The 16,990-nt window shown below is 42.5% G+C and carries 16 protein-coding genes and 1 pseudogene; 7 read left to right on the top strand and 10 right to left on the bottom strand.

Annotated features, from left to right (window positions below):
• Window positions 1-263: 263 nt before the first annotated feature.
• Together O9323_RS11350 and O9323_RS11345 are read right to left on the bottom strand one after the other, a co-directional pair.
• Window positions 264-590 carry a hypothetical protein gene (locus O9323_RS11350; protein ID WP_187602851.1) on the bottom strand — a complete coding sequence of 109 codons (327 nt, stop codon included), beginning with the start codon at window positions 588-590 and terminating at the stop codon, window positions 264-266.
• A 1,014-nt stretch (window positions 591-1,604) separates the two neighbouring features.
• On the bottom strand, window positions 1,605-2,075 hold the full coding sequence (locus O9323_RS11345) for a DUF29 domain-containing protein (protein ID WP_004158521.1): 471 nt from the start codon (window positions 2,073-2,075) through the stop codon (window positions 1,605-1,607).
• Window positions 2,076-2,253: 178 nt separating this feature from the next.
• Here O9323_RS11345 and O9323_RS11340 point away from each other — a divergent pair, with 178 nt between their 5' ends.
• The 3 genes from O9323_RS11340 (at window position 2,254) to recN (ending at window position 6,057) form a co-directional block, all read left to right on the top strand.
• Window positions 2,254-3,312 carry a DUF2157 domain-containing protein gene (locus O9323_RS11340; RefSeq protein ID WP_002776838.1) on the top strand — a complete coding sequence of 353 codons (1,059 nt, stop codon included), beginning with the start codon at window positions 2,254-2,256 and terminating at the stop codon, window positions 3,310-3,312.
• A 126-nt stretch (window positions 3,313-3,438) separates the two neighbouring features.
• The gene (gene rppA, locus O9323_RS11335) at window positions 3,439-4,119 is read left to right on the top strand and encodes a two-component system response regulator RppA (RefSeq protein ID WP_002776839.1); all 681 of its coding nucleotides are present in this window, start codon (window positions 3,439-3,441) and stop codon (window positions 4,117-4,119) included.
• Window positions 4,120-4,302: 183 nt separating this feature from the next.
• Complete coding sequence (gene recN, locus O9323_RS11330; protein WP_002776840.1) at window positions 4,303-6,057, top strand: DNA repair protein RecN; 1,755 nt, start codon at window positions 4,303-4,305, stop codon at window positions 6,055-6,057.
• On the opposite strand, the gene O9323_RS11325 is transcribed toward recN, so the two are convergent.
• Both O9323_RS11325 and O9323_RS11320 read right to left on the bottom strand, forming a co-directional pair.
• Entirely contained in the window at window positions 6,034-6,675 is a 642-nt protein-coding gene (locus tag O9323_RS11325) for a Uma2 family endonuclease (protein WP_004158524.1), read from the bottom strand. The two genes, recN and O9323_RS11325, sit on opposite strands and share 24 nt — an antisense overlap.
• Window positions 6,676-6,699: 24 nt before the next feature.
• Window positions 6,700-7,341, bottom strand: a complete 642-nt coding sequence (locus O9323_RS11320) for a Uma2 family endonuclease (protein ID WP_004158525.1) — start codon at window positions 7,339-7,341, stop codon at window positions 6,700-6,702.
• A gap of 121 nt (window positions 7,342-7,462) precedes the next feature.
• Here O9323_RS11320 and O9323_RS11315 point away from each other — a divergent pair, with 121 nt between their 5' ends.
• Complete coding sequence (locus O9323_RS11315) at window positions 7,463-8,635, top strand: NAD(P)/FAD-dependent oxidoreductase (RefSeq protein ID WP_004158526.1); 1,173 nt, start codon at window positions 7,463-7,465, stop codon at window positions 8,633-8,635.
• A 15-nt stretch (window positions 8,636-8,650) separates the two neighbouring features.
• Here O9323_RS11315 and O9323_RS11310 read toward each other — a convergent pair whose 3' ends face one another.
• Entirely contained in the window at window positions 8,651-8,926 is a 276-nt protein-coding gene (locus tag O9323_RS11310; protein WP_002732855.1) for a hypothetical protein, read from the bottom strand.
• Between the two features lie 301 nt (window positions 8,927-9,227).
• Between O9323_RS11310 and cysS the strand changes: the two genes are divergently transcribed.
• Window positions 9,228-10,670: a cysteine--tRNA ligase gene (gene cysS / locus O9323_RS11305; protein ID WP_004158528.1), complete on the top strand. Its 1,443-nt coding sequence runs from the start codon at window positions 9,228-9,230 to the stop codon at window positions 10,668-10,670.
• Here cysS and O9323_RS11300 read toward each other — a convergent pair.
• Entirely contained in the window at window positions 10,653-12,182 is a 1,530-nt protein-coding gene (locus O9323_RS11300) for a glycine betaine ABC transporter substrate-binding protein (RefSeq protein ID WP_004158533.1), read from the bottom strand. The genes cysS and O9323_RS11300 overlap by 18 nt on opposite strands.
• Before the next feature lie 118 nt (window positions 12,183-12,300).
• Here O9323_RS11300 and O9323_RS11295 point away from each other — a divergent pair, with 118 nt between their 5' ends.
• Entirely contained in the window at window positions 12,301-13,305 is a 1,005-nt protein-coding gene (locus O9323_RS11295; RefSeq protein WP_004158534.1) for a CHAD domain-containing protein, read from the top strand.
• Between the two features lie 12 nt (window positions 13,306-13,317).
• Complete coding sequence (locus O9323_RS11290; protein WP_288125130.1) at window positions 13,318-14,751, top strand: bifunctional orotidine-5'-phosphate decarboxylase/orotate phosphoribosyltransferase; 1,434 nt, start codon at window positions 13,318-13,320, stop codon at window positions 14,749-14,751.
• Between the two features lie 346 nt (window positions 14,752-15,097).
• Here the strand turns inward: O9323_RS11290 and O9323_RS11285 are convergent, their stop codons facing one another.
• The 4 genes and pseudogenes from O9323_RS11285 to O9323_RS11275 all read right to left on the bottom strand — a co-directional run bounded on the left by O9323_RS11285 (window position 15,098) and on the right by O9323_RS11275 (window position 16,988).
• The gene (locus O9323_RS11285) at window positions 15,098-15,394 is read right to left on the bottom strand and encodes a DUF1816 domain-containing protein (RefSeq protein WP_004158539.1); all 297 of its coding nucleotides are present in this window, start codon (window positions 15,392-15,394) and stop codon (window positions 15,098-15,100) included.
• A 112-nt stretch (window positions 15,395-15,506) separates the two neighbouring features.
• Window positions 15,507-16,373, bottom strand: a complete 867-nt coding sequence (gene rlmB, locus O9323_RS11280; RefSeq protein WP_002733719.1) for a 23S rRNA (guanosine(2251)-2'-O)-methyltransferase RlmB — start codon at window positions 16,371-16,373, stop codon at window positions 15,507-15,509.
• Window positions 16,374-16,472: 99 nt separating this feature from the next.
• Window positions 16,473-16,562 (bottom strand): annotated as a pseudogene (locus O9323_RS22885) (IS200/IS605 family accessory protein TnpB-related protein); the annotation flags it as partial.
• 9 nt (window positions 16,563-16,571) lie between these two features.
• Window positions 16,572-16,988, bottom strand: coding sequence for a Mini-ribonuclease 3 (locus tag O9323_RS11275; RefSeq protein ID WP_008196350.1), 417 nt, complete (start codon window positions 16,986-16,988; stop codon window positions 16,572-16,574).
• Window positions 16,989-16,990 lie beyond the last annotated feature (2 nt).

Raw genomic sequence — 16,990 nt, 5'->3', positions numbered from 1 at the left:
TCCAGACACAGAGGACACAAAGATCGATCGCTACTATATAAGTTACACTGATCACACAAAGAATAAGAGAACCAACCATTTACTTATCTATATAGATAGGATTGAATATTTCCATAAAAAATCCTCTGGAAAAATATTTTGATCAACCTTAACCTTAAGGGGTACATTAATTTATTTTTAGGGCCATGGCCACCAAATCGCCAAAATTATTCGAGTCATTGCGGTCATAGACCGCAATGACTGTCACTACTGTTGGCCTCACCCTAGCCGCTGCTTCTGGTGCTAGTGCCGCAACAGTGTTCGGTTTCCAAGACGCTTACGATCCCATTAATTGGACATTTACCAATAGTAATGCCGACGGGTTCGTCAATACCGGCGGCGCTCCCGCGTCCATTAGCCTGACTGGGGGGGACAATGGTTCTGGTGATTTTGGAACCACAGACTACACCACCACTGCGGCTGCGGCTGGGACGGTGACGTTTGATTGGAACTATTCGACTGCTGATGTTAGTGCTTTCTGGGATCCCTTCGGATATCTGCTCAACGGCAGCTTCATCCAAGTAACTGACGATGGGGGAGGTGTTGTCCAAAACGGGACATCGACGTTTAACGTCCTAGCTGGCGACAGCTTTGGTTTCCGTATTTTCACTCGCGACAACTCTGTTGGACCCGGTAGTGTGACGATTTCTAACTTTTCTGCCCCGATTCCCGAACCCTCAACTGTGCTGAGTTTGCTGGTACTAGGAGGCTTAGGCGCTGGACTGAAGTACCTTAAGCGGAATTGATATTCCAAAAAACAGGGGACTAGGAGTTGACCTCTCCTCCTAGTTACCAACTTGATTAGCTGTTGACTGTCTGCGAGTGCCGGAGTTTGGAGCGGGGAGAGTTGCACAATTTTGGCTTTAAGTCAATAGCCTTTACAAAACTTCAAAAATTGCAACATAAAAAAATTTCATCACTGGCGGCTTTTTTTGGGCAAGAGAATCGATATAGTCCCCTGATTGTCTTGGTTTTCCGTTGATTTAAAGTTTAATTCTTAAACTAAGCCCACAGCATACTACGATCATACCATATTATTAAATGTAGGCAACCCCGATTTACAACCAAATTTTGGCAAATTCTGGGAAAATCAAAATCTTGTAACTTACTTGTTACATTTAACTAATCGCCCCAAATATTTAAATATTTTAATTATTTACCTTAAATTTATAATTTTTACTTATTTTTAAAGACTGATTAACTAGGGTTTGCTGAAAAAGTTTTTCGTGGGGGTAGGGTGTGGGGTGTGGGGTTTTACCCATTTTCAGGTGGTCAATTACCTAATTTTCAGAGAAAAAGTAACTGAATTTTTCCCCGATCACTCCAATGGTCGGCACTTTTTGGGGGGGAAAAGTCTAAAAACCTTATCCAACAAGGTTTTTAGATTTATTCAGCAAACCCTAACTAGGGTTGGGCAAAAAAGCTTGTAAGCTCTATTTAAAGTCAGTCGAATCGCTTAGTATCGGGAGACAGATGTGACTTGTATAGCTTCCCAGTTTTTGAGATTTGAAGACTTTTTAGAAGCATTTTGAAAGCGTCTTAGCCAATGGATTAAATATGAATTATCAGCCATAGAAATCTTCGTCAAGAATCTGTTCTAAGGAAAAAGGGCAGTCTAAGGGATATGCTTCCTCTGGAGGAATCGCAATTCCAAAGTCAGCCAATTTACTTTCCTTGATGGCAATTTTGCGACCTTTAGGATAGGTTTTATCGATGGCGATTGCTAGATGAGATTTCAAAGAAGGGGTGTTTTCTAGTAAGGCGATAACTCGTTCCCTGTGTTCGACAATGGAGCTATACCAGCTAGATTTCATGCTTTCAGGGGCGGAGGATTGTACTTTTAATTTCAGTAAATGAGCCAGCAAAATCATTAAATTTCCTTCCAAGGCATTTTTATCTGATTTACCCAATTCTTTTAACTCCTCAACCAAATGAGATACATCTAATGCCTGAAAATCTCCTTGTTCTAACTGACCTATTGTTGTTATCAGCCATAATTGAAAATCTTGTTCATAGAGTTCTGATTTAGTTATCATGATGTCTTCGATAATAGTTAATCTAGATTGAATTATACTCTATTTTGCAGATTTCGGATGTTGCAATCGGTAAATATTAAGTTTTACTACAGGATTTAACATCTGCGCCTATGCCCTATTCCCTTATCCTTAGGATAGGCGGTTAAAATACATCTTAGCTTAAGGACTAGAGAATATTATGAGACTAGAAAGAGAAGATTTTGATTGGGCGGTACAACAAAACCTAATTACTGCCAGCCAAGCTGAAAATTTATGGACGGCTTTTTTATCCCGTTATCCCCAAGAAGATGAAGTTAATCGCCCTCGCTTTAATTTTGCTAATGTGGCCTATTATTTTGGGGCATTAATTGTTATCTCCGCCCTGGGGTGGTTGATGAACAAAGCTTGGGAGAGTTTCGGCGGTGCAGGACTATTTTTTATCGCCCTGTTTTATGCAATTTGTTTTATTTTTGCGGGGAAAAATCTCTATTTTCAGCAAAATCTCAAAATACCAGGCGGCCTTTTATTTACCATGGCAGTGGCAATGACTCCCTTAGCAATCTACGGTTTACAACGCTGGACAGGATACTGGCAAGCCGGAAATATGGCCATTTATCCAGATTTCTATACCTGGACTAAAGGCAGTTGGTTTTTAATGGAATTAGGCACGATTATCGCAGGATTAATAACTTTGCGATTTGTTAAATTTCCTTTTTTAACTGCACCGATCGCTTTTAGTCTGTGGTATATGTCAATGGACTTAACCCCTTTACTATTTGGCGAGGACGAATATACATGGAGAATGCGACTGTGGGTATCCTTTTGGTTGGGAATTGCCTGTTTAATAACTGCCTATTTAATTGATGTACGTCAGCGTCGCAGTCGTGGAGATTTTGCTTTTTGGCTATACCTATTCGGATTGATTATGTTTTGGTTTAGTCTATCTCTCCTCATCGATGATAATGAAGCACAACGATTTTTGTACTGTCTAATTAACTTGGGATTGATGTTATTATCCGTCCTGCTAAAAAGAAGATTATTTGTGGTTTTCGGAGGTATTGGAGTATTTGCCTATCTTTCCTATCTCTCCTATCGTCTCTTTGCCGATTCAATTTTCTTTCCCTTTGCCCTAACCGCCCTGGGACTTGGTATTATCTATATGGGAGTTTTGTATCAGCGTCATTACCCCACCCTAGCTAGATTTATTGAAAGTTATATCCCTCTCGAATGGCGCAATTTATTACCCAAAGATAGATAATTAGGAGAAATGGTTTTTCAGTGATCAGTAAACAGTAATCAGTAAACAGTGAACTGATAACTCACATCTGATAACTGATCACTGATAACTGATCACTGATAACTGATAACTGATAATCTTCCTTCTATGCGAATACTTATCGTTGACGATGAAAAAGAATTAACCGAACCCTTAGAACAAATTCTTGCTCAAGAAGGCTATGAAGTTGATATTGCTGATAATGGTCGGACGGGGTTAGAATTGGCACAAGAGAATAATTATGACCTCTTAATTCTCGATTGGATGTTACCCCAGCAATCCGGATTACAAATCTGTCAATATTTACGCAATCAAGGGGACACCACTCCCGTTTTATTTCTAACCGCTAAGGATACCATAGACGATCGAGTGGCGGGATTAGATGCCGGTGCTGATGATTATTTAGTCAAACCCTTTCAACTGCGAGAATTATTAGCGAGAGTCCGCGCTTTATTGCGTCGTTCTCCCAATTTTGAAGCTAGTAATAGCAGTAAATTAAAATGTGCTGATTTAGAACTCGATAGCGAAAATCAAGTGGCCTATCGTCACGGTCGCACGATCAGTTTATCAGCAAAAGAAATACAATTGTTAACTTTATTTATGACCCATCCAGGGCAACTTCTCACCCATGAACAAATTTATCAGCATCTCTGGTCAGAAGGAGAGCAACCTAATAGTAATGTGGTTCCTGCCCTGATGCGCTTACTGCGTCGTAAAATCGAAGCGCCTGGAGAAACACCTCTAATTAATACTGTCTATGGGAAGGGCTACCGTTTCGGGGAAAATTAGGGAATGCTGAAGGATAATGAGAATAAGTAGCTGGTTATAATTAAATTAAAAATGGATTTTAGGTTCGATCCCCCCTGCCCCCCTTGATAAGGGGGGATTAAGGGGGTATCCCCCCTTAATAAGGGGGCATCTGATAATTTTTAACGCCTACCTACTTAGCAACTGATTACTGATTACTGATATATGTTATCCTGCCTACAAATTGAAAATTTTACCCTCATCGATCGCTTAGAATTAACTTTCGGCAGCGGATTAAATGTACTGACCGGTGAGACGGGGGCAGGAAAATCGATTATATTAGATGCGATCGATATTGTTCTCGGTGGTAAAGTCAATCATCGCGTCATCCGTCAGGGAAGCCAACAATCAACCCTAGAAGCGACTTTTTCTCTGACTCCAGAATTAATTGCTTGGCTAGAAAGTCAGGAAATTGACCCATTAGAGGATAATAGTCTGACCATCAGCCGGGAATTAGTGATTACTAATAATTCCTTGCGTTCTCGCTCTCGGATTAACGGAGTCGTCGCTAATCGCCAACAAATGGCGCAAATAAGAGATTTTTTGGTAGAAATCACCGCTCAAGGTCAAACAGTTCAGTTAATGGACGCTAATCGACAGAGGGAATTATTAGATCTCTACGGGGGTGAATCCCTGCTGCAGCAGCGGGAAAAGGTAGCCACAGCCTACGCTAACTGGCAAGAAAGCAAGAATATTTTCAATAATAGATTGCAATCGGAACAAAATCGCCTACAGAGATTAGATTTATTAGAATATCAACTAAAAGAACTAGAATCAGCTAATTTAACTGACGCTAACGAGTTGGAACAGTTAGAACAGGAAAGAAACCGACTCTCCCACGGTGTCGATTTACAAAATTCCAGCTATCAAGTCTATCAACTACTCTACCAAAATGATCGCGATCAACCCGCCGTCGCTGATTTGTTAGGAAAAGCTGAAAATATCTTGACAAATATGATGGTTTATGATAGCAGTTTAGAGCCAATTTTAGAGATGGTGCGATCGGCATTAAATCAGGTGGTGGAAGCGGGACAGGAAATCAACGTTTATGGGGATAGTCTAGAGGCAGATCCGGAGAGATTGAACGAGATAGAAGAGAGAATTGTCCAACTTAAGCGCATTTGTCGCAAATATGGCCCAAGTTTAGCCGAAGCGATCGATTATTATCAGAAATTACAGCAGGAATTAGCGGAGTTGACGGGAGAAGGACAATCGATTGAGGAATTAGAAAAAATTTGTCAGCAACAGGAAAAAATCTATCAAGAAACTAGCACCCAGTTGACCTTTTTGCGACAAGAAACCGCTAGTCAACTAGAAAAACAATTGGTACAGGAATTAAAACCTTTAGCCATGGAAAAGGTGATTTTTGTCTGTCGGATTGACCCGGGTAATCCTAGCAGTCTGGGAGTCGATCAAGTGGTATTTTATTTTAGTCCCAATCCAGGGGAAAAAATCCAACCTTTATCCAGTACCGCTTCCGGAGGAGAAATGAGTCGTTTTCTCCTAGCGTTAAAGTCCTGTTTTTCCCAATCCCAATCGGCAGCAGCCACCCTAATTTTTGACGAAATCGATGCGGGAGTATCGGGAAAAGTTGCCCAAGCAATTGCCGATAAATTAGATCAATTAGGTCAACAATATCAAGTTTTGTGCGTCACTCATCAACCCTTAGTGGCTGCTTTAGCTGATCACCATTTTCGCGTTTATAAACAAATGATTGCCGAAGATGATTCCACTAATCTCTCGGAAATTCGCACGGTTGTCCGGGTTACTTCTCTCGATAATCGTCAGACGAGAAGGGAAGAATTGGCACAATTAACGGGAGGAAATTCGGCAGCGGCTGCCATCGCTTTTGCCGAGTCTTTATTGGAGAAAGCGGCTGCCAAAAAACAGCAGGATTTAACCTTGAAATTGACTGATTAACCAACGTCCTACCTGACTTTGATCTCTGGTGCGTGCCTGTTGTAAAGCTGACTCTAAAACCGCAAGTTTTAAATTAGGTAAAACCTTTGATATATCAATTCTTTTACTACCTTGATCGATTATTTCAAAGGCGAATATTTGGGTATCATCTACCTTAACACTCCAGTATTCACTAACCCCTAATTCTTCATAGAGTAAGCGTTTATTACCTAAGTCATCATTAAGGGTAGATTTTGAGATTTCAATGACTAAATCTGGTGGGGAATACTGATTCAAATCAATAATCAAAGTACCGTAGGGAATCAGATTAGCTTTCTCGGCAAAATAATAAGATATATCCGGTTGAACTTCTCGATAACCAGACCTGCGAAAACTGCAATTATCTTTGGCATTAAAGGTCAGATTTTTTAGGGTGGCATAGAGACTAACAGCGAAGATCAAAATAGCATGATCGCTGGCATGATCGTTACCAATAGGAGTCATTTCTAATCGATAATAGCCATTGTAATAATAACTTTTTCCTTGATTTTCTGGGAAGTTTTTAATTGCTTCTAAGTATTCTTCCCAACTAGCTTTAATCCATAAATCTGTCGAGATAGTAGTTTCTAGCTGTTGCATAATATTAGCCTCGATTTTATGGAGTTAACCTTGAAATTGACTGATTAACCAACGTCCCACCTGACTTTGATCTCTGGTGCGTGCCTGTTGTAAAGCTGACTCTAAAACCGCAAGTTTTAAATTAGGTAAAACCTTTGATATATCAATTCTTTTACTACCTCGATCGATTATTTCAAAGGCGAATATTTGGGGATCATCTACCTTAACACTCCAGTATTCACTAACTCCTAATTCTTCGTAGAGTAAGCGTTTATTACCTAAGTCATCATTGAAGGTAGATTTTGAGATTTCAATGACTAAATCTGGTGGGGGATACTGATTTAAATCAATAATCGAAGTCCCATTTGGTATCAGATTCGCTTTTTCTCCTAGATAGTAAGATATATCTGGCTGCACTTCTCTAATTCCTCTTTTACGATAAGAACAAGTGGGGAGTCCTTGAAAAGGAATTTCTTTGAGGATAGCGTAGAGACTCACCCCCAAAAAGACAACGTGATGATCTCTAGCGTGTTCAAATCCAATAGGAGTCATTTCTAATCGATAATAGCCATTGTAATAATAACTTTTTCCTTGATTTTCTGGGAAGTTGTTAATTGCTGCTAAGTATTCTTCCCAACTACCTTTAATCCATCGGTCAGTTATCCCCCTAGTTTCTAACTGTTGCATAGTTATCCGATCCCGCCTTTAACATTTTCTGTAATTATAGCAATTATTGCTTAAATCAGAACCAGGGAACCGAGCAAGTATAATGATAGAATAGGTTAATCGAGGAAAAATTAGCCCAATTATGACCACAACTTATGATTATATAATTATCGGTGGTGGTATCACCGGTTCTGCCTTAAGCTATGAACTAGCCAATCTAGGCAGTCGAGTCCTCTTATTAGAAAAAGAAACCCATCCCCTCAACGCCACTTTCTACAGTTACGGGGGTTTAGCCTATTGGTCGGCCACCACAGAAATCCAGAGAAAATTATATCAAGAAGGTCGAGAAATTCAGCGCAATTTATCCCAGGAATTGGGCATAGATAACGAATACCGGGACCTAGAGCTAATTCTCACCGTTAACCCTGAAGATGACCCAGCCACTGTGGCCGAAAAATTTGCTATCTTTACTATTACCCCCGAAATTCTCGATCCGCAGGCAGCGATCGCTTTAGAACCCCTATTAAATCCCGCTGCTATCTCCGGAGTTTTACGACTGCCCCACGGTCACATTAACGCCGAAAAAACTAATCTTGCCTATCAACAAGCTTTTCTGCGTCTGGGAGGCACGATTATTCGGGAAGCTGTCATCGAATTAATTGAAACTGCATCGAGAATTACCGGCGCAAAAACTCCTAAAAATAATTATTCTGCTGGGGAAACTATCGTCTGTGCGGGGGGATTAACCCGGTCTTTACTGCAAAAATCCGGTATTACTGCTCCCGTCTATTTTACCCATGCCCAGGTGATCAAAATTCCCCCCACTGAGATCAAATTAAACACCCTAGTTATGCCCGCAATTCCTGCCAGATTGCTATTAGAGCAAAAAATCACCCAACTAGAAAAGCAGGGCATTTGGCAGAGAGAAACCCCAGAAATAATTGCCAGTGTTTTAGAAACGGGAGCGGTACAATTCCGGGATCAAAGCCTTTATCTAGGGCAAATTAGCGCCATTATCACCGATCCAGGCGCGATTTTAAACCCTGTGGCGGGGGAAAAAGCAATCCGCACCGCCGTGGGGACATTGCTGCCCTCTTTAGCCGCTCTCCCCGGCAGCTGTCATCATTGCCTAGTGGCCTTTGCCCCCTCGGGACGGCCTCTAGTGGGAGCGATCGCCGATAAAGTGGGATTGCAGGTATTTTCTGGTTTTACCAGTACACTTGTATCGGCTCCGCCCCTAGCTCGACGTTTTGCGCGTCATCTGCTGGGGGAAAATGACGAAATAATTACAAAAGTTAAGAGAGAAATTAACTGATGGTTGCAATTAACCCTAATCGACTTTTTCCAATTGCCAAAGAATTTGGTTTCCCTCGCGTCTGACCCGGGAGATTACCCAATTTCGCCACGGCCAATGGTCGCCGCGACTGGTAACGGCCCCTGGATTAATATCCATTAAATCGGCCACTTCGGCGCTGGTAATCAAATAACCGCGATTGGCCACTTCATCGGCAATGCGTAGGGTTTCGATCAGATGTCTTAGCTGGTCAACTCTTTCTCCCCGGGGTAATTGGATTTCATCGCCAGCGCTATTAGGTGGTTCATTCATGATGATGGTCTGGTCAAAGTTGATTAACAATAAAAATTGTCGGTTAAGGCAAACAATCAAGCTTTCCTCTCGTTATTCTATCGATTCTATCAATAATAGTTGTCATCAAAACAGTCCTATCTCCTCGAATCTTACCGTCATATCTTTACTAAAACCCTAAAAACCTCTTGACAAAAAACACAAAGTATAGTAACGAAATTCAGGGAACGGGGAAAGTGGTTAGCGGTAACTGATAACTGATCACTGATAACTGCTATAAAATTGGACTAGCCTTTTTCCCCAGAAAAAAAATTCCCCCTCCATGACCTTAATCCTCTACAACACCCTCAGTCGTCGCGAAGAACCCTTTACCCCCCTCATCCCCGGCATTGTCTCCATGTATTGCTGCGGCATTACCGTCTATGATTATTGCCATTTGGGTCATGCGCGTACCTGTGTGGTTTGGGATGTGGTGCGGCGTTATTTGGAGTATCTCGGTTATAAAGTGCGCTATATTCAGAATTTCACCGATATTGACGATAAAATTCTCAATCGGGCTAAAAATGAACATACCACCATGGCAGCCGTAGCCGAGAAATTTATCCAGGCCTACTTTGAGGATATGGCAAAATTAGGAGTCAGACCGGCGGACGCTTATCCCCGGGCCACTCATACCCTCGACGGTATCAAGCGCCTAGTCTATGAATTAGAACAAAAAGGCTATGCTTACCCCAGCGATGGCGATGTTTACTACTCCGTCCGTCGTTTTTCTGATTATGGCAAACTATCAGGGCGAAAACTCGATGATTTGCAAGCCGGGGCCAGCGGCCGGGTAGAAACCGACGACCCGGAAGCAATTAAAAAACAAGACCCCTTTGATTTTGCCCTCTGGAAGGGGGCAAAATCGGGGGAACCTAGTTGGGATTCTCCCTGGGGCCAAGGTCGTCCGGGGTGGCATATTGAATGTTCGGCCATGGTCAAAGAACAATTGGGAGAAACTATCGATATTCATGTGGGGGGAAGTGATCTGATTTTTCCCCACCACGAAAACGAAATTGCCCAAAGTGAAGCGGCTACGGGTAAACCTCTGGCCCACTATTGGTTACATAATGGCATGGTTAAGGTGGCCGGGGAAAAAATGTCGAAATCCCTCGGTAATTTCATCACTATTCGCGAGTTATTGGCAAAATATGACCCCTTAGCCGTGAGATTATTAATTTTAGGCGCCCAATACCGCAAACCGATTGATTTTTCCGATGAGGGATTGCAGGCGGCCACTAATGGCTGGCATACTTTACAAGAGGGTTTATCCTTTGGTTATAAGCATCTTCCGCCCGATAATCCCAGAATTACCGACCAAGAGCTAGAAAATCGCTTTCAAGAGGCGGTAAATCACGATTTTAACTTTGCCGGTGGTTTAGCAGTGTTATTTGAAATCGCTAAGGAATTACGCAAGGAAGGTAATAATTTAACCCATGCGGGTAAGACAGACAGCAATCTGGCCCAATTAGCGGTAAAATGGCATACTTTGGTGAAATTGTCTAGGGTTTTGGGCTTAGAAATGGCCGCCGACCAGGGAGAAACCTCTGTTTCTGAGGGAATTAGTGCAGCGGAAATCGAAAATCTCATCCAACAACGGACAGAGGCGAAAAAAGCGAAAAATTACGCCGAAAGCGATCGCATTCGTGCAGAATTAAAAGCCCAAGGCATTACTTTAATCGACCAACCCGGGGGAGTGACTAAATGGTTAAGAGAGGGAGACTAGAAATTCTTTGACCACTTCCTCCACCCTGCGATTGCGTCCATCCACCTGATAGTTTAATTTCTGCATAGTGCTGGAGGTAATTTTGCCAGTGAGTTTGGCTAAAACCTGTCGCAATTGCGGATATTTTTGCAAACTATCCCGGTTAAAAATCGGTACCGCTTCGTAGGGAGGAAAATAGCGTTGATCATCTTCTAGGATGACTAAATCTAGCACGGGAATTAAGCCATCGGTGGAATTTCCCGCCACTAAATCCACCTGTTTTTCGGCTAAAGCGCGGTACATTAACCCTAAATCCATCACTTTCGGGGGTCGGGCAAAAGTTAGGCCGTAGGTCTTCGCTAATCCCTTGTAACCGTCTTCCCTTTCCAAAAATTCATAACCAAAACCCGCTTGCCAATTGGGGGTATATTTAGCCACCTGCGAGAGAGTTTTAAGATTGTATTGACTGGCGGTTTCTCCCCGGATAACAATGGCGAAAGTATTCTCAAATCCTAGACTGGGAAACACTTCTAGATTAAATTTTTCTGGATAAATCTTTTGCAGCTTTTCAAAGACTAATCGGGCATCGTTAAGGGGTTTTTCTTGCAAAATTCCCGTGAAAGCCGTGCCAGAATACTCCACATAACCGTCGATTTTACCCGCTTTCACCGCTTCATGACAGATCAGAGTACCACCGAGATTAAATTGACGTTCAACCCGTAAATTCGTCTCTTTTTCGATTTCCTGTGCCAAAATTTCCCCTAAAATCACCTGTTCGGTAAAATTTTTGGAACCGATCACCACTGTGCCGGGGGATGAATGGAAAATTTGAGTCAAGAGGAAAGATAGCAAGGCCAACCCAATTAAACCTAAGCCCCATTGCCATTTAGAGGGCTTTTTCGGACGTTGCGAAGGGGAAAAGGTCTTTTCTAGCCGACCGAGACTCCAATCGGCAACAAGGGCTAAAAAAGCGGCAGGAATTGCCCCCGCCAAAATTAACTGATTGTTGACCGTGGCAATACCGCGAAAAATAAACACTCCCAAACCACCGCCACCAATGGCAGCTGCGATCGTAGCCACACCGATAGCAATCACCGTCGCAATTCTCACTCCTGCCAAAATCGTCGCCCTGGCCAGGGGTAATTCGATATAGCGCAGGATTTGACCGTCGGTCATGCCTAGGGATAACCCCGCTAATTTTAATTCGGGATCAACTTTTTTGATGCCCAGATAGGTATTTAAAACAATTGGCAGTAAAGTATAGAGAGTTAGGGCAACAATAGCGGGAATTTTGCCGATTCCTCCCAAAAAAGGCACGGAAATTAAAAAACCAAATAGGGCTAAACTGGGGATAGTCTGTAGGGTGTTAACGATCGCTATAATCGGTGGGGCGAGAATAGCTTGACGACTAATTAAAATACCTAGAGGAATCCCGATTAAGCTACCCATAGCCATGGCTATTCCCGTCAAGAAAAGATGCTCTCCTGTGCGAAAAGCGATTTCCCCCCCATAATCTAGCCAAAAACTATCCATAAACTTCCCTTAAAGCGGCTGGTTCATCCTATTGTATAGAATAAATGGGATCTATTAGTTCCAGTCTTGATTTAAAGATTCTATCACCATCTTGACATTATTTCCTCCCTAAAGACCAATGACTAACAAATTTAATCCTCGGGCTAAAACTGTTGCCGATTGGGCCTATATCGGTATTGATAAACATTTTCATAAAGTTCTTAGACACGAAGCTGGGGTTTTACTCGATCAGGATACGGAAGAATTACATCAAATTCGTGTGGGAATGCGTCGTCTTCGCAGTACCTTAACCGGTTTTGCACCCGCTTTAACCATGCCGAAATCTGCCGATCAAAAACGGGTGGGTAATCTGGGCAGAATTTTAGGAGAATTGCGGGATTTAGATGTGTTAAAAGAGGCTTTTATCGGTCATTATCAGCCAATTTTGCCCCCGAAAGAACAGGATTTACTGAAGAAAGTTTTACAAGTTCTCGAACAACAAAGAAAAAAGGCATTTGCTAAGGTAGAAAAGCTGTTAAAGTCCGACAAATTTCTCAATTTTAAGGCAGATTTTGCCAGTTGGTTGGATAATCCCACCTATCAACCGATAGGAAAATTAGATATTGCCACGGTTTTACCAGACTTATTATTACCGCAAGCGAGTCGCTTTTTACTCCATGAAGGCTGGTTAATTGGGGTAAATTTAGAGGAAGATCAAAAAGTAAGAGAGTTTTCTAGTCAAGAAATTGATGACTTATTGGAAAAAGAAGGATTATTACTGCATGATCTCCGTAAAGAAGCCAAGCGTTCTCGCTATAATATGGAGTTATTCACTCAGTTTTATAGCGATAAGTATCGAGAGTATCTAGAGGATATTAAAAACCTTCAAGGTATTCTCGGAGAAATGCAGGATTGTTGTGTTCTCTCGGCTTTTCTTAGCCAAATTTTCCCCAATTGTCTCGCCAAGGAAATGCCCACCTTACTAGAAATTTTCCGAAATATCCGTCACCAAAAATGGCAAGAATGGCAACCCTTACAAAAGAAATTCCTTGACGCTGACACCAGAAAAAGTCTGCACCAGACAATTTTACAGCCTATTTTTCGGCCAAATAGTGTAGAATTAGAAACTAATCCAGAATCCTGAGATTAGGAACCGATGAATTTTTTTCAAAAGTTAAACCACGCCATTAGTCAAAACCAGACTCTACTTGTCCTCGGTTTAGATGCTAACCCCGAAATGATGCCCTCCACCCCGGGAGAATTAATCGTTAATTTAGAACAGTGGCTCAAGTTTATTATCGATGAAACTGCCCCTTTTGTCTGTGCCTACAAACCAACTTTAGGCTTTTATCAAGCTTTGGGAGCAGCGGGGTTAGAATTATTACAGCGAATTTTAAAGGCAATTCCCCCTCATATCCCTGTAATTTTGGATGCTAAACATGGTGATATTAATACCAGCAGTGTTTTAGCCGAGACTATCTTTAAAACTTGGCAGGTGGACGCGGTTACTCTCAATCCCTACTCCGGACAGGATCACGTTGCTCCTTTTTTAGTTTACCCCGAGCATGGCGCTTTTATCCTCTGTCATACTTCCAATCAAGGTGCGATTAATCTGCAAGAATTCCCCAGTCGCGACAATCCTTTTTATCTGCAAGTTGTCAAAGAAGCTTGCACTTGGGGAACTCCCGAACAAGTATTTTTAGAAGTGGGAACCACTCAACCGGAGATATTGAAGAGGATTCGCAATTTTGCTCCCGAAAGATTGATTTTATTACGCAGTATTTGGGAAGAAAAAAGTCAATTCTCCGAGTTAATTACTGTGGGTTTAAATAGTCATGGCGAGGGTTTATTAATTCCTGTACCCCAAGACTTTTTATCTCAACCCGATTTGGGGGCAAAAGTCAAGGATTTACGAGAGGAAGTCAACAAAATTCAACAAAATCACCAGCAAGAATCGAGCCAAGATGATACTTGGACTGCTAACGTTTGTCTTTTAAAACAACATCCTCATCAGGATTTAATTCTACAATTATTTGATATTGGCTGCTTGATGTTTGGCGATTATGTGCAAGCATCGGGAGAAACTTTTTCCTATTATATCGATCTGAGAAAAATTATCTCTAATCCTAATATTTTTCAGCAGGTAATTGAAGCCTATGGAGAAATATTAAAAACCTTGACATTTGACCGCATTTCTGGTATCCCCTACGGTTCTTTACCTACAGCTACGGGTTTATCTTTATTATTAAATCATCCGATGATTTTCCCCCGCAAAGAAGTAAAAGCCCACGGCACAAGAAGAGTAATTGAAGGTAATTTTCAAGTGGGGGAAACCGTGGTAGTAGTGGACGATATTTTAATTTCTGGCAAAAGTGCGATCGAGGGGGCAGAAAAGATTAAATCGGCGGGATTATTAGTTAATGATATTGTGGTTTTTATCGACCATGGTGGGCTTGTTAAAGATAAACTTCGTAGCCATGGTTATCAACCTTATTCGGTTTTAACTCTAGCAGAAATTACCGATACTCTCTACGAAGCGGGAAGACTGACAGAAGCAGAATATAGCTGTTTTTTAAATCGCTCCCATTGATATTTAGGGTTTGCGGCAAAAAGTAGGGGCGAAGCATTCGGATAGAATATCTAGGGTTTCACCGATAGGTTATTGCCCGAATGCTTCGCCCCTACAGGACGCGGGCCGATGAAGAGGCCAGGTTTTGAACCACGATTCTCTCAAAATCTTGCACCTGTGGGAGCGAAACAGAACCCTAAAACCCTTACCTCGTCTATATTTCACATTTATTCAGCAAGCTCTACTTAGTTTCTAGCCTTCTTTTTCGGTAGGAGAATCGCCGAATCCTTTCTTGGAGCCTTTTGCCTTTTGCCTGTTGCCTGTTGCCTTCAGAAGCTGATCACTGATTACCGATCACTGGAAATTGTTAAGAAACTTGACTGCGTAAGACCTTTAAGGGATTGAGGAGCTTACCTTCTTCCTTTTCCTCAAAAATAGTTAAATCTTCGGGTTTACAACGTTTTATATGCAATTTAATCCCCTGCGCTCCTTCTGTTTTCAAATCTTCTTCGTAACCAGCTTGAGCGACTTCAGCCTCGTCTTTAGCGAGAAAAGGACCAAAATAATAAGTACATCTGGGATAGTCGGTTTTAATCTCGACCCAGTAGGCTAATCCGAACCTTTCGAGTAAGCTAATCAAAAATTCTTTCATTTCGTTCCCCATCTAAATCTACTCTGGTGGTTTTGTTACGTTTGTTTACATTTCGCAAACTTCCTTCCTATTATATTTATACTTTCTCCTTTTGGCTATTGGGAGTGTCGAAAAATACAGATTTTCAATCGGGGGAATTTTGCCAGCGTTGCCGGTAAACCTCGTAAAGAGCCATAGCCGCCGCCACCGAAGCATTGAGACTGGGAGTTTTGCCTGCCAAGGGGATAGATACCAACTCATCGCAGGACTTTTGGGCCAACAGACTCAAACCCTCTCCCTCCGAACCTACCACCAATCCTATCGCACCCGTTAAATTGATTGTGTGTAAAGATTTACCAGTTTTTGCCGCCGTGCCGTAGAGCCAAAAACCGGCCGCTTTTAATTCCTCTAAAGCACGATTGAGATTAACCACCCTAGCGACGGGTAAATATTCCAGGGCCCCCGCCGCCACTTTCATCACCGTCGATGTCACCCCGGCGGCGCGACGTTGGGGAATAACTACCCCCTGACAACCCATAGCTTCGGCGGTGCGAATGATTGCCCCAAGGTTATGGGGATCCGTAATACCTTCAGCGATGACGATGACGGGGTGGCGACTTTTGCCCTTAGCTTTTTCGATCAGATCGGCTAATTCGATATACTCATAGGGAGACATCTGGGCGGCGATCCCCTGATGATTGGCCTTACTGGTAATCTGATCGAGACGGAGATCGTCCACCTCATCAATTACCGTGCCGTTGGCTTTGGCTTTTTCCAAAAGGGTATGATAACGGGGATCGTAACGGAGTCGATTGACTACCCAAATCCGATTCAGTTGGCGCTCCTCCTCCATGGCCGTTAAAACTACCCGGCGACCGTAGAGCAGATCATCAGCTTCTTGGTTTTCTGGAGTTACTGTCGGGGATTTAGCCAGAATTGGCCCGGTTTTTGACCGCGAGGGCCGGCGAAAATTACTATTATCGGACTTGCTACGAAATGGTCGATCGCTCATGATTGCATGGATTAATAAAAGGGGGTCGGGAATAATAGTTAGTAAAAGTATAGTCAAATATAGACAGACTGAATTCCATTTCAGAAATTCCCTTCACTTTTACTTCGAGAGATTAATTCTCCTTGGGTGAACTACGCACCTCTCTATCCCATAGCAGTTAAACGCATTTGGGAATGCTTTTCGTAAAATACCTGAGGGCTATAATTCTAGTTTTTCTAATAGTTGATGTAATCTTGAGGGGTCTTGTAGATAAAGATAGCCGAACAGGGTTTCTAAACTGCTGGCCTGCTGATAGACTTGGGCTGTCAGACGACGACGTTTTCCCGTGACCGCATTGCGTCCCCGGCGCAGAATTTCTTTTTCTTGGTCCGTCAGATAGGGCTGCAGTTGTGCTAAATCTAAAGCCTGTTGTTCGGCCCTGACCTTGCCTACCACCTGAGCGTGATAGTCCCCCAGACGCTGGGGCGGCAGTAAATAATAGGTGCGGATGTATAATTCATAAACAGCATCCCCCAGATAGGCCAGAGAAGCGGGCGATAATCGGTCAAGACCCTCTAGGATTGGTGAACCCTGGCCACTGACCTGTAAGCGAATTTTTTCGAGAGGAGATTCCACGA

It is taken from the genome of Microcystis sp. LE19-131.1A, from assembly GCF_027532015.1.
GTDB lineage: Bacteria > Cyanobacteriota > Cyanobacteriia > Cyanobacteriales > Microcystaceae > Microcystis > Microcystis ichthyoblabe_A.
This window is presented reverse-complemented; position numbering and strand designations above follow the sequence as displayed.